Genomic DNA, 13,770 nt, shown 5'->3' on the forward strand with positions numbered 1-13,770 from the left:
GGCAGACTATGTTTTCATCATCACTAATTTTTAAAGTCAAACTCACCATATGAACTGACATTAATATTATCCACACTTGTTGAATGTGCATTATAATCTGTCGGATGAAGGATGAATATTGCAGGTGCTTCTTCAATTAAAATCTCCTGAACTTCGGCATATAGATCATGTCTCTTTTCTTCGTCACCCTCCTGTCTTCCTTCGTCTATTAATTTATCCGCTTCTTCGTTGCTGAAGTACATGAAGTTCGCTCCCGGGTTACTGCTGTCAGAATGGAATATCGGTTTAATCCCGTTATCAGGATCACCTGTAGAATTCCCCCAGCTCATTATATATAAATCATGTTCCTGATTGCCCAACGCGTCTAAAAAGGAACCCCATTCAAGCTGAACAATTTCTAAATCAACCCCGATTTCCCGAAGTGATTCCTGAAGCCATATCGCTGTATCCACGCGCTGTGGGTTGTCATCATTCACATACATGGTAAGGCTGAAACCATCTGGATAGCCTGCTTCTTCGAGTAAACGTTCAGCTTCGTCCAAATCATATTCAAGTGGCTCCAGCGAGTCATTGAATCCAAATATATCCGGTGCAAGTGGTGACACTGCTTCAATACCTGCACCGTCATAAACACCTTCAATCACTTCTTCTTTGTTGAAGGCATGACTGATTGCCTGACGTACTTTCTTGTCCTGGAGAATCTCACTTTCAGTATTCATACCAATATATTCAAGTGCGACCGTCTCCGTTTCAGCCAGCTCCACTTCCTCATTCGACTCAAGACGCTCTCTGTCACTCGGTGGGACATCGCCTACGACATCTGCTTTACCTGTTTCAATTTCAGCAATACGCGAACCGGTTTCCGGTACGATCTTTAAAGTCAGTTCATCAATATCCACGTCGCCTGCCCAATATTCTTCGTTGCCTATTAATGAAGTACTGTCACCAGGCGTTCGTGAATCGAATTCAAGATAACCAGTACCTATCGGGTTTTGCTCAACAATTGAACCTGCAAACTCTGAAATTTCCTCCGCAATTTCTGTGTGTTCTTCTCCGCCTTCATTCCTCAGTTCATAATATTCCTCCAAAGTCACATCAACTTCTGCTTCTTCTAAAGCAAATTGATAATCCTCATCGATCTGCTCGGGAGAAATCATATCCCCGGCACCGTGGCTTAAATGATTAAGGAGCGGCTGGAATGGATACTCTGTTTTTATTTCCACTATGTAATCTTCAATAACACTCACTTCTTCAATCGCTTCCAGCACATGTGAGCGGGATGCCGCACGCCCTGGATCAAGTAGACGTTCTATGTTTGCTTTGACTGTCTCTGCATCGAACGCCGAGCCATCATGAAATGTAACACCCTCCTGTAAAGTGAAATGCCATGTCAGATCATCTATTTGCTCCCACTCTGTAGCAAGTGATGGAACAATGTCAAAATTCTCATCCTGTTTGACCAAACCTTCAAAAATATGTTCTCTCACTCTCTCGGAGGGTGAGTCGTTACTGCCGTGAGGATCGACTGACACAGCATCTGACGGCAGTGATAAAGTGATGGATCTGCCTTCCCCGCCATTTTCTTCGCTTGCTTCTGCGTCTTCCTCCATTTCACTATCATTTGTACAGGCGCCCAGTATCAATACTAATGAGAATAATAAACTAATTGCTAAAAAATGCTTCATTTTAAATACCTACCTTCTTAGTATGCTTTATATCATATAATATTACTATGATTTAAAATGAAGTCAATGAAACTTTTGATTTATTAAATAATTTCAATAAAAATCCTCTGGAGCATTAACTCCAGAGGATAATGTTTATTTCCCAAATACTTCTTCCGCTGTTTCTCTGATCAGCTCAAGCTTTTCCCACTGTTCCCTTTCGGTCAGGTCATTGCCTTCTTCGGTCGAGGCGAATCCGCACTGCGGGCTGATGCATAATCTGTCCTTATCAATATATTTCGCCGCTTCTTCAATGCGCCCTTTAATCTCCTCTTTATCTTCAAGCTCAGGGAGTTTGGAAGAAAACAGGCCGAGGACCACCACTTTATCACCGCTCACTTTTGACAGTGATTCAAAACCGCCGGCGCGTTCCGTATCAAACTCCAGGTAGTACCCCTCCACATTTTCTTCTCCGAATAAAACATCAGCCACCGTGTCGTATGCACCGGATGATGCCCATGTAGAACGGTAGTTTCCGCGGCAAACGTGTGTCGTAATGACGAGGTCTTCCGGACTGCCGGCAATGGCTTTATTGTTCAGATCGACATATTTTCTGCTCAAATCTTCAACAGTAAAGTCCGCATTCATATCTTTCCAGAACTCTTCATCGACAATCATGCCCCATGTACAGTCGTCCAGCTGCAGGTTCCGGCAGCCCGCCGCATATAATTCCTGGATGAAAGTCTGATATGCCGCCGCAATATCTTCAAGCAGTTCTGCTTCATCCGGATAGAATTTCTCCGTCGCTTCCCGGTTATCCGGACGGTGCAGTTCCGCTAAAAACTGGGCAGGTGCTGGAATCGTCTGTCTTGCGATCACTTCCGCATCGGCAAAACGGTTGACGAACTTGAAATGTTCGATGAACGGATGACCGGAACCGCCGAGTTTTCCTGTCAGACGCGCCGATTCCGCTCTCGTTTCCACATCTGCAAATTTATAACCTTCATCAACATACACTTTCTCCACACCCTGAAGTCCCCACATAAAGTCGAGATGCCACCATGATCTGCGGAATTCACCGTCAGTGATTGCCTTCAGACCGATTTCCTTCTGCTTTTCAATCAGTTCTTCAATCGCCGCATCTTCCACCGACTTCAATTCCTCTTCTGCAATCGCCCCTTTGGCAAATGCATCACGCGCTTCCTTCAATCTTAACGGACGCAGAAAACTCCCCACGTTATCAAATCTGAAAGGCGCAGTTTTTCTTTTGGTCAAATTACTAATAGTCATATCCAGCACTCCTCTATGTGTTATTGATGTATCAAGATTAGCACAGACACGAGCAATAGTATAAGAGTTAATATTCATGGCTTGGTATAGCTTTTAGCTATACTCCATTTAAGGTATAATTTAAATAAAGTTCACCGGAAAGCAGGTATATTTATGACAATCCAACAATTAAAATACTTGATAGAAGTCGTTAATACAGGTTCCATCAATGAAGCCGCCAAAAATTTATACATATCACAGCCGACATTATCCAAGTCGATCAAGATGCTTGAAAAGGAAATGGGTATCCTCATTTTCACAAGAACATCCACAGGCATCGTCCTGTCTTCCGACGGCGCAGAATTTATGAGCTACGCAAGACAGGTCGTCGAACAGGTCGGTCTGATGGAGAACCGCTATTTGGATTCACCGCAGCAGGAGCAGCTGTTATCCGTCTCGACACAGCACTATTCATTTTCAGTGGATGCCATGGTAAAAATGATCGATCTTTACGGCGGCGACAAATATCAGTTCACCTTAAGGGAAACGAAAACTTTTGAAATCATCGATGACGTCAAAAACCTGACGAGTGAAGTCGGTGTGCTGTACATGAACTCCTTCAACTCCCAGGTGCTTACACAGATGATCAAAGAAAACAGCCTGGCGTTCGAGCCTTTATTTACCGCAAGTCCGCACATATTCATCAGCCGGGACAACCCGCTCGCCAAAAGATCTTCAGTGACGATTGAAGACCTGGAGCCGTACCCGAGGTTATCCTTTGAACAGGGCCAGAACAATTCCTTTTATTTCTCAGAAGAAATATTAAGAACTCTGAACAGCCCGAAAGATATACTGGTCAGTGACCGGGCAACGTTATTCAACTGTCTCATCGGCCTGAACGGTTATACCATTTCGACAGGCATACTGAGCGAAGAGCTGAACGGCACGGATATCATCCCCGTCAGACTGGAAGTCGATGACCAGATCACCGTCGGTACGATCACCAATAAAAAAGCACAGCTCAGCCGCATGGCCAAACTGTACCTGGAAGAGCTCGAAAAATGCATCGAGTCCTATGATATTTTATAAAAACAACTTCATGCCCTCATGTGTCACTTCAAACCCTAGCTTGTGATAGAACTCATGTGCACCGCCGCGGCGTTTGTCTGTCGTCAACTGGACAATCCCGCAGCAGTTTTCCTTCGACAGACGAATCGCTTCTTCGAATAAAGCCCGGCCGACACCTTTTTTCTGATGTTCTTTGTGCACTCTGACACCTTCGATCTGCGCCCGCTTCTGCCCGCCGCGTGCCAGTGTCGGGATGAAAGTCAGCTGCAGGCAGCCGATGATTGCCTCACCATCAACAGCGAGCAGGATCTGATTGCCACTCTGTGCTTCAATATCCTTAAATGACTGTAAATATTTCTCTTCCACCGTATCCGATACCGATTCACGCGTCTTCCCCAGCTCATCATCCGCAAGCATCGCGACGATATCTTTAAGATCGTCCTTTGTTGCGATTTTGAAATTCATTTCATCACCTCTTTGATTATATTTAATTTTCAGCGTTCCCTATTGGGCTTCTGCACAGCCAGGTTTCATCATATTCTTCGCTCAGTATATTTTTGATATTCAATATGGGGTTGCCTTCATATATATGGTACTTGATATTATCCCAGACCTCGACTCCGGCGTCCGAACCTGTGTCTTTATTTAGCAGCTTATCAAACCATTCTTTAACTTCATCTGGATAAATATTACCAGCGATGGAAGATAGACGATTGTATCCCCATGACACTTTCTTTTCCAGATCATTCTCTCCACCTGCATAAAATTGAAAATCCTTTTTGATTTCTTTTTTTAAATAAACCACTTTTTTCTGGTCACCAGGATCTTTTATGCCAATCACCGAATCACTTTTACTCAAGTAAATAATACTGTCCGATGATAAATCAAAGCCTGTCCTTCCGGGGTTATTATATAGAATGACCGGTTTGTTTGATAATTCTATAATCCTTTCTGAATATTGTATTGCTTCTTTCTGTGTGGGCTGTATGTAAGGCGGAAAACCTAGCATGATACCTGAGATGTTCGATTCACTTATCTCTTTCGCGAGTTTTTCAGCCTCCTTTTGTCTTACTGAAGACACACCCATTATAATCTCCATTTTTCCGATCAAATCTTCTTCAACATTAATAGCATCGAGTAATGCTATCTTTTCTTCCAGACTCATACTATGCTGTTCACCAGTGGTGCCTGATATTAAAACGGATTTCACACCTTTGGAATACAGTCTTTTGATATGCTGTACCGTTTTAACCGTGTCCAGACTTTCATCTTCGTTAAATGCCGTGGTTACCGCTACATGCATTTTTTCTTTTAACAAAAGTGACTCCTCCTTTATCTCATTATATCGAACTTTATCATTAAAAAATAAAGGAACAAGGCCTTTCACAGACCTTATTCCTTCAAAGTGATTAGTTTATTATATGATTATTTTAAATAACTATGCTTCATCCGGTTTCGGCTTTAACGCTTCTCTTTTCTTTCTGTTCCCTTTATCAAAATAAGAAACTGTAACTATCACAATGATATTAACAACAATACCATATATTATTGGATTACTGGATCCAAGGCCTTCTATCCATAACCCAATCAGTACAGTGACAGCTGATAGTAAGATGGCAGAAAATGCAGCATTAGACGTAATTTTCTTAGAAAACAGACCAAACAGGATCGGTATAAAGATTGAACCTGCAAGAATTGCATAAGCAACATCGATGGCCACAAGCAGTTCCTCGATCCACAAAGAAATGATGATAGCAAGAACCGCCAAGATAAACGTCGTGGTACGTGAAATCAATAAGAACTTCGCATCATCTATCTTCGTAAAGAAATGGTCCTTTAAAATATCCTTTGAAATCAGTGTTGACGACGCCAGTAATGTCCCGGATGCGGTAGACATGATAGCAGCTGCCACTGCCGCAAATACTACTCCCAGGAAACCTGTTGAAATAGTTTCAAAAGCCATTGTTGTGAATACATCCTGGGTATTTTGAATGCCCGGGAGCACTACAAGCGCAGCCATACCGATAACCACCATTGCCAGTGAATAGAGTAAACTGTAGACACCAACTAAAACACCAGCTGTTTTTGCAACTTTTCTATTTTTAGCTGTAAAGTACCTTTGCCATATATCCTGTCCCACCATCATCCCTAATGTATAGGTCAGTAAATAGGACATAATTTCTCTTAAACCAATTTCAGTAAAATTAAAATAAGTGCTTGGCAAATTGTTTCTTAATCCTTCAAAACCTCCTGCATCACTTAAACTCTGGGGCAGCATTATGACAAATATACCGATAGTCATTATCGCGAACTGGAAAACATCCGTGATGGATAATGTCCACATACCGCCAAGGATCGTATAACCGAAGACAATAGCACCACCGACTAAAATCGAAGATGTGAGCCCCCAATCGAATACTCCTGAGAGTAACGCTCCAATCGCAATAATCTGAGTCACACTGATAAGTAATGTATAAATCGCAGCGACTACTGCCCCGATAAGCTTTGAGTTGGTTCCAAAAAGTTTTCCCAACAGTTCACTGATAGTCAAAAGTTTATAGCCCATTACACGGTCAAGGAACAGTAATCCGAAAAGGGCAATACCCAGACCCATGGAGAATACAAACCAGACGCCTGAAAGTCCCATTTCATAGCCCAGTTGTGAAGATCCGATTGTTGAAGAGCCCCCTAAAAACACAGCAGTCAAACAGCCGAACAACATCCATACACCGAGATTTCTGTCAGCCACCATATATTGCTCACTGGTTTTTGCACGCATCATGCCGAGTAAACCTATACTGATCAATAGTAAGAAGTATACGGCAAAAATTAAATAATCTAATAGTTCCATAAATCTTATCCCACCCTGTTTAAACGACTCGTCGATTTCTAAGATGATGACTCCCGTTTATTAATTGCAATCAAACTGATCATTTCAAAAATTATTGCGGAAGCTGCCACAGCAGTTATTTCACCACTGTCGTATGTTGGCAATACTTCCACCAGATCGAAACCTTTGATATCAAGCCCCTTAAGATTTCTTACAAATTCCAGGCCTTCAAAAGAAGTCGGTCCTCCGACTTCTGGTGTCCCTGTACCAGGAGCATAGGCAGGGTCCAGAAAATCAATGTCGTATGATACGTATGCTTTTGCACTTCCGACACGTTCACGGATGCGTTCTGAAACTTTATCGAATCCAATTTCACGTGCCTCACGCATCGTTATCACTTCAAAACCTAAATCTCTGGCATCTTCGATACAGCCCGGACCGTACAGAGGCCCTCTCATTCCCACCTGGATGGAATGTTCTGTATCAATCAGTCCCTCTTCCACTGCTCTTCTGAATGGCGTTCCATGCATATATTTTTCTCCAAAATAATTATCCCATGTATCACCATGTGAATCGAAATGAATCAAAGCTACAGGACCGTACTTTTTATGGAACGCTCTGAGATGTCCAAGGGAAATTGAATGGTCGCCTCCCATCATCACAGGTGTGATACCACTGTCCAGGACAGGAGTAAGAGATTCTACGATATTGTCATAAGTCGCATGAATATTGCCTGGAATCACATCAATATCGCCATAATCAACACCTGAGCAGTAATCAAAAATATTTATATCCTGATCTGGGTTATATGGTCTGAGCAGTACTGAGAAATCCCTGATATGCTGGGGTCCGTACCTTTGTCCGGTACGATTTGAAGCTGCAGTGTCAAAAGGCACACCGATTACAGCGAAATCCACATCTTCTGTTGTTCTTATATGTTCCAATCTCATAAAAGTTCTTGGTCCTACAAAACGTGGTGATTTTGATGAATCTTTTGGTCTATACATAAATATCTTCTCTCCTTGTTATATTAAATTCCCTATCGACAAATATTTCGTATCCAAATAAGCTTCAATACCTTCAGGTCCGCCTTCTTTACCGAGGCCGCTCTCTTTCAGGCCGCCGAACGGAGCGTGTGCGGCCGACGGTGCACCGTCATTCCAGCCGATGACGCCGAAGTCGAGCTGATCTGACAGGTACAAGCCTGTTCTATAGTCATTCGTGAAGTAATATGCAGCGAGACCGAACGGAAGGCTGTTGGCAAGTTCAACTGCTTCTTCTATATCCGTAAATGACTGGATCGGAATCAGCGGGCCGAATGTCTCTTCACTCATAATTTCCATCTCCTGGTTCGCATTCTTGATGACAGTCGGCTCGAAGAAATATGTTTCTTTTTCATCGTCCGTGATGCCTTTGCCGCCGCACAGGATCTCTGCACCCAAACCTCTCGCATTTTCAGCCTGTCCGCTTACTTTTTCATAAGCCTTCTTATTGATCAGCGGCCCGACTTGAATGTTCTCTTCCAGGCCATTGCCGACTTTAAGCTGCGCCACTTTCGCACTCAGTTTCTCTGAGAACTCATCCACGACGGATTCATGGACGAACAGTCGATTCGCACATATGCACGTCTGCCCCGCGTTTCTGAACTTGGATGCGATGGTCTGGTCGACTGCGATATCAATATCCGCATCGCCGCACACGATGATCGGTGCATGGCCGCCAAGTTCCATGGACACATGCTTAACCGTCGCCGCACTGTTTTCAATCAGTGACTTGCCGACCGGGGTGGATCCCGTGAATGTGATTTTTCTGACCAATGGACTGTCTGTAAATAAAGACCCGATCTCACTGCCCGAACCGTTCACAGCTTTGAACACATTTTTCGGCACCCCAGCCGCGTAGGCGAGTTCCACCAGCTTCATCGTTGTAAGCGGCGTCTCGGCCGCAGGTTTGATGATGAATGAACATCCTGCCGCCAGTGCCGGCGCGACTTTTCTCGTCAGCATCGCCGCCGGGAAGTTCCATGGGGTGATGCCCGCAACCAGTCCGACCGGCTGCTTTTTAATGATGATATTCTTATTCGGAGAATTTGCCGGGACCGTTCTTCCGTAAATGCGTTTTGCCTCTTCAGCGTACCATTCGATGTAGGCATTGGCGTAGGCCACCTCGCCCAGCGCTTCGTGCAGTGGTTTGCCGCTTTCTTTCGTGATGATTTCAGCCAGTTCGTCCTTATTTTCATTGATCAGGCGAAACCACTCCTTAATAATACCAGAACGGTGATGGGCATCCGTCTTCTGCCATTCTTTGAATCCTTCATGGCATGATTCGATTGCTGCCTGAACCTCTTCTTTCGTATTTATCTTTAAAGTATCAATGACCGCGCCTGTTGCCGGATTTTTAACATCAAAAGTTTGAACCATTACGCCTTACCTGCTTTCTCAAGTGCCGCATCCAGGATGTCGAGCCCTTTATTGAGCTCTTCGTCAGTAATGACGAGAGGCATCAGAAATCTGATGACATTGCCGTAAATGCCGGCTGAAAGTAAAATCAATCCGTTGTCATTCGCATATTTTGCGATCTGACCGGTAAGTGCTTTATCAGGTGAATTTTCCTTATCATCATTGACGATCTCAACCGCCACCATCGCACCGAGGCGTCTGACTTCACCGATGAATGAATATTTATCCTGATAAATTTTAAATACATCTTCAAGTTTATGGCCGATTCTTTCCGCTTTGGTGCAGAGATCTTCCTCTTCAATCACATCAATGACAGTAAGTGCTGCTTGACATGCCACAGGGTTTCCGGCGAATGTTCCGCCGAGTTCACCCGGTTCTGCCGCGTCCAGAATTTCAGACCTGCCGACGACACCGCTCAAAGGGAGACCCGCTGCCAGTGATTTCGAAACCAGTACCAGATCAGGCTCAATACCGAAGTGCTCTGATGCGAACCATTTGCCGGTACGGCCGAAACCGGTCTGGATTTCATCTGCCACAAATACGATGCCGTTCTCTTTACAGAATTCGGCCACGGCTTCTACAAAACGTTTCGGCGGTATGATAAAACCGCCTTCGCCCTGAACCGGCTCCATAACGACGCAGGCGACATTTTCCGGTGCCACAGTCTCAATGAAGAAATCATGAAACTCCTTGATCGTCTGGTCGATATACTCTTCTTCAGTCAATGCGGAATGCCTGCGATAAACATAAGGGTACGGTGCCGGATAAATATCAGAAGCAAACGGTCCGAAGCCGTTTTTGTATGGTTTGACCTTGCTTGTCATGCTCATCGTCAAATTCGTCCTGCCATGGTAACCGCGTTTGAATGACACAACAGCATTTCTTCCTGTATGTTTCCTGGACATTTTCACTGCATTTTCAACCGCTTCGGCACCGGAGTTGAAAAGGATCGCTTTTTTATCAAAGTCACCCGGTGTAATCTGGCACAGTTTTTCAGCGAGTTCGATATAACCGTCATACATTATGCAGTTGAAGCCCGGATGCAGAAACTTATCGACCTGACTTTTTACCGCCTCTGTCACTTTAGGATGTGTATGCCCTACATTCTGTACACCGATTGCGCCCGCAAAATCGATCAGTTCATTGCCTTCAGGGTCGGTGATTGTCACACCGTGGGCATGGCCTGCGATACTCAAGTTGCCGTTGCTCACACTTCTGGATACATATTTATCTCTTTTTTTCTGTAAATCTTCAGTTCTCGTCATTGCTGAAACCCCTTTCACATTATGAGTATGGTCATTATTTCAAATATTGGAATAATTGAAAGTACCAATTTCATAAAAATAAGGGGACCAGATGAAAAGGGAATCTTGTTCATGCTGAAAATCAGTTTATCTTCATACCATTCAAAGTATTAAGTGTCATCAAAGACCCACAAAAATGACCCCGGTTCATTATGAACCAGGGTCATTCAGCTGATATTACTTTTTAATTTGATCCAGCAGCCAGCGGGCGACGTCTTTCTTATTCTGCTCACCGATCTGATGCGCCGTATCATACGTGGTATAAGAGACATTCGCACCTTTATCCTTAAAAAACGCTTCGTTCTTCTTCCCGATTTCCGGCGGGAAGATCTCATCTTCACTGCCGACTGACAGGAAGACATCCAGATGTTCCACACTTTTTACGCCGTATCGCTCCTCCAGGAATTCAGGCACATAGCCGTTCATGGACACAATGCCGCTGATCTCATCACCCATCAGGAGTGCCAGTGTATTCGACAGGATCGCTCCCTGGCTGAATCCGCCGAGATACACATGATCTTTATCCACCGGATACGCCTCAATGATCTCAAACACGAACGCCGGCATCTTTTTCATGCACGCATCAAACGTCTCCATGTCCGGCTTGCCGAATTCCTCAAGCAGATAATACGCATAGCCGTTCTTAAACTCCAGATTCCCGCGGACAGCGACGACGATAAACTCATCCGTCACACCGTCAAAGTTGATCCACGCAAATTCTTCATGATGCCCGATGCCATGAAACGCAATGAGCATCGGATACTTTTTATTTTCATCATAATTTTCAGGTGTTTTCACTTCGTAATAAAATTCATTCTCCACACGAATGCCTCCCCTGTCTTTTGTCACTATTATAGCTTTGTCTCATGCGTGAACGAAAATAATCTGCACCGCTCAATATGAACCGTTTTGATTAATGGAGGGCCTTGTGAAATAATCAATATATCAAATCAGACGATTTTAGAGAGGGATATGACATTGGAAAAACTACAGAATCTGGACTTCCGGGGACGCATCAGTCTAATGGAAGAGACAGCAAAACAGTTCAAGGAGACCGCACGGGAACATGATGAAAATGCCACGTTTCCGTTTGAGAATTTTGAAAAGCTGAAAGCGATCGGCTATCCTTCACTGTCCATACCGAAAGTATATGGCGGCGGGGGCATCAGTCTCGCTGAATTGATGAAACACCAGGAAACCATTGCGAAGTATGACGGCGCGACTGCACTGTCGATCGGCTGGCATATGGGCATCATCATGGATCTCGGTGAGAAGAAGACATGGGAGGAAGAAAAATATAAAAAGGTTGCTGCAGATGTGATCGAAAACGGCGCGCTGATCAACAACCTCGCCACAGAACCCGCAACGGGCAGTCCGACACGCGGCGGCAGGCCGGAAACGACTGCGGTGAAAGACGGTGACACCTGGATTTTGAACGGCAGAAAAACATTCGCCACACTCTCACCCGTCTTAAAATATGCTTCGGTCAGTGCAACAATCGAGGACACCGGCGAGGTCGGGGACTTTATTGTCGATACTGAACTTGAAGGTGTAAGTGTCGACGAAACGTGGAATTCTGTCGCAATGCGTGCAAGCGGCAGCCATGACTTCATAATGAAAAATGTCCGTGTGAAAGAAGAAGACCTCGTGTCATACAGAACACCCGGCAAAAAAGACCCGTCCGGCTGGCTGCTCCATATACCCGCCTGCTACCTCGGCATCGCGAAGGCAGCACAAAAAGCAGCAGTGGATTTTGCCTCGACCTATTCGCCGAACAGCATTAAAGGCACGATTTCAGAACTGCCGAACGTCCAGGAAAAACTCGGACGGATAGAAATGGCGGTGATGGAAGCTGACGCATTTTTATATACAATTGCGAAAGAATGGGATGACGTGGACCATGAGAAGAGAGAAGAAATGGGTCCAAAACTCGGTGCAGTCAAAACTTCCATCGTCAACAAGGCCGTCGACATCGTCGATCTGTCCATGAGAGTCGTCGGTGCGAAAAGTCTCGATGCCGACAACGAACTGCAGAGACATTACAGAAACGTCCGCGCCGGTCTCCATAATCCCCCGATGGACGATATGGTCATCATCAATCTTGCTGAATCATCAATTAAAAGGATTGGAGAGTAAATATGGAAAAAGTCATATTGGATGTGGATACGGGCATCGACGATGCCCTGGCCATCATTTACGCGATTGAAAGCAGACAGCTCGATATTCAAGGCATTACCACGGTGAACGGTAATGTGCCACTCGATTATGTAACCAAAAATACACTGAAAGTGCTGAAACTGGCAGACAGTAATGACATTCCCATCTATGAAGGCGCCGCCGAACCTTATGTCAGAGAAGCCGTCCATGAATTTAAGGTGCATGGGGGTGACGGGATCGGCAATGCCCTCGACGATATGGCAGTGTCAAAAGAACTGGAAGAGACTTTTGCCGCAGATTTCATCATCGAAAGTGCGCACAAATATAAAAAGGGACTGACTCTGATCATGGTGGGGCCTCTGACGAACTTGGCACTTGCCTTAAAGAAAAATCCGGCCATCAAAGATATGATTGGGCGGGTCGTCATCATGGGCGGCCTCGTGTCAAACGCCGGTTACGGCAATATGCTGCCCACTTCGGAGTTCAACATCTTCGCCGATGCGGAAGCGGCCAAAGTCGTGTTCCATAAAGGGCTGGACATCACACTAATCAGCCTTGATGTCACGCATCAGGTGATGATGACCGATGAACATGTAGAACAACTCAACGGCTCGCCGTATTATGATTTTATTAAAAATGCGACTGATGAATATATGGACTACGGCCTGAAACTGTATAATAAACGCCAATGCGCACTGCACGACCCGCTCACGGTGGGGTACGTGCTCGATTCCTCACTGCTTACGACAGAAAAATATTATGTGGACGTCGAGACCTCAAGTCCCCTCGGTTACGGTCAGACCATATGCGATTTCAGGGGGCTGCTCAGCAAAGAACCGAATGTGAACATCTGCGCCGGGGTGGACAGTGCACGTTTTCTGAAGGATTTCATCGGAACACTGTCTAAGTGATTTTATGATACAACCAAAAGTAGTATTGATATTAAGAAACGGCAGCGGGATTAAACCCCGCTGCCGTTGTTCGCATTTCAAATGATTTTGTGCACCTTCATAAAATTA

General features: G+C 44.8%; 12 protein-coding genes. 3 read left to right on the forward strand and 9 right to left on the reverse strand.

Annotation, left to right across the window (positions count from 1 at the left end):
- Window positions 1–23 precede the first annotated feature (23 nt).
- On the reverse strand, window positions 24–1,685 hold the full coding sequence (locus BLR15_RS08900; protein WP_092986706.1) for a glutathione ABC transporter substrate-binding protein: 1,662 nt from the start codon (window positions 1,683–1,685) through the stop codon (window positions 24–26).
- 135 nt (window positions 1,686–1,820) lie between these two features.
- Window positions 1,821–2,960 (reverse strand): 5-methyltetrahydropteroyltriglutamate--homocysteine S-methyltransferase, encoded by a 1,140-nt coding sequence (locus BLR15_RS08905; RefSeq protein ID WP_218118664.1) that lies wholly within the window; start codon window positions 2,958–2,960, stop codon window positions 1,821–1,823.
- Window positions 2,961–3,107: 147 nt separating this feature from the next.
- On the opposite strand from BLR15_RS08905, the gene BLR15_RS08910 reads away from it, so the two are divergent.
- The gene (locus tag BLR15_RS08910) at window positions 3,108–4,022 is read left to right on the forward strand and encodes a LysR family transcriptional regulator (protein ID WP_092986710.1); all 915 of its coding nucleotides are present in this window, start codon (window positions 3,108–3,110) and stop codon (window positions 4,020–4,022) included.
- On the opposite strand, the gene BLR15_RS08915 is transcribed toward BLR15_RS08910, so the two are convergent.
- From BLR15_RS08915 to BLR15_RS08945, 7 genes are all read right to left on the reverse strand, one after another.
- Window positions 4,017–4,466, reverse strand: coding sequence for a GNAT family N-acetyltransferase (locus BLR15_RS08915; RefSeq protein WP_092986712.1), 450 nt, complete (start codon window positions 4,464–4,466; stop codon window positions 4,017–4,019). The two genes, BLR15_RS08910 and BLR15_RS08915, sit on opposite strands and share 6 nt — an antisense overlap.
- A gap of 22 nt (window positions 4,467–4,488) precedes the next feature.
- The gene (locus BLR15_RS08920) at window positions 4,489–5,319 is read right to left on the reverse strand and encodes a dihydrodipicolinate synthase family protein (protein ID WP_176754114.1); all 831 of its coding nucleotides are present in this window, start codon (window positions 5,317–5,319) and stop codon (window positions 4,489–4,491) included.
- Between the two features lie 120 nt (window positions 5,320–5,439).
- On the reverse strand, window positions 5,440–6,852 hold the full coding sequence (locus tag BLR15_RS08925) for a sodium:solute symporter family transporter (protein ID WP_092986714.1): 1,413 nt from the start codon (window positions 6,850–6,852) through the stop codon (window positions 5,440–5,442).
- A 38-nt stretch (window positions 6,853–6,890) separates the two neighbouring features.
- Window positions 6,891–7,838, reverse strand: a complete 948-nt coding sequence (speB, locus tag BLR15_RS08930) for an agmatinase (protein WP_092986716.1) — start codon at window positions 7,836–7,838, stop codon at window positions 6,891–6,893.
- A gap of 18 nt (window positions 7,839–7,856) precedes the next feature.
- Window positions 7,857–9,251: an NAD-dependent succinate-semialdehyde dehydrogenase gene (locus tag BLR15_RS08935; RefSeq protein WP_092986718.1), complete on the reverse strand. Its 1,395-nt coding sequence runs from the start codon at window positions 9,249–9,251 to the stop codon at window positions 7,857–7,859.
- Window positions 9,251–10,555 (reverse strand): 4-aminobutyrate--2-oxoglutarate transaminase, encoded by a 1,305-nt coding sequence (gene gabT / locus BLR15_RS08940; RefSeq protein WP_092986720.1) that lies wholly within the window; start codon window positions 10,553–10,555, stop codon window positions 9,251–9,253. The genes BLR15_RS08935 and gabT overlap by 1 nt, the downstream gene beginning before the upstream one ends.
- A 216-nt stretch (window positions 10,556–10,771) precedes the next feature.
- Window positions 10,772–11,416, reverse strand: coding sequence for an alpha/beta hydrolase (locus tag BLR15_RS08945; RefSeq protein ID WP_092986721.1), 645 nt, complete (start codon window positions 11,414–11,416; stop codon window positions 10,772–10,774).
- Between the two features lie 150 nt (window positions 11,417–11,566).
- On the opposite strand from BLR15_RS08945, the gene BLR15_RS08950 reads away from it, so the two are divergent.
- Together BLR15_RS08950 and BLR15_RS08955 are read left to right on the forward strand one after the other, a co-directional pair.
- Window positions 11,567–12,730, forward strand: coding sequence for an acyl-CoA dehydrogenase family protein (locus tag BLR15_RS08950; protein ID WP_092986723.1), 1,164 nt, complete (start codon window positions 11,567–11,569; stop codon window positions 12,728–12,730).
- Window positions 12,731–12,732: 2 nt separating this feature from the next.
- On the forward strand, window positions 12,733–13,662 hold the full coding sequence (locus BLR15_RS08955; protein ID WP_092986725.1) for a nucleoside hydrolase: 930 nt from the start codon (window positions 12,733–12,735) through the stop codon (window positions 13,660–13,662).
- The last annotated feature ends 108 nt before the right edge of the window (window positions 13,663–13,770 follow it).

It is taken from the genome of Lacicoccus qingdaonensis (genome assembly GCF_900101075.1).
GTDB classification, from domain to species: domain Bacteria; phylum Bacillota; class Bacilli; order Staphylococcales; family Salinicoccaceae; genus Lacicoccus; species Lacicoccus qingdaonensis.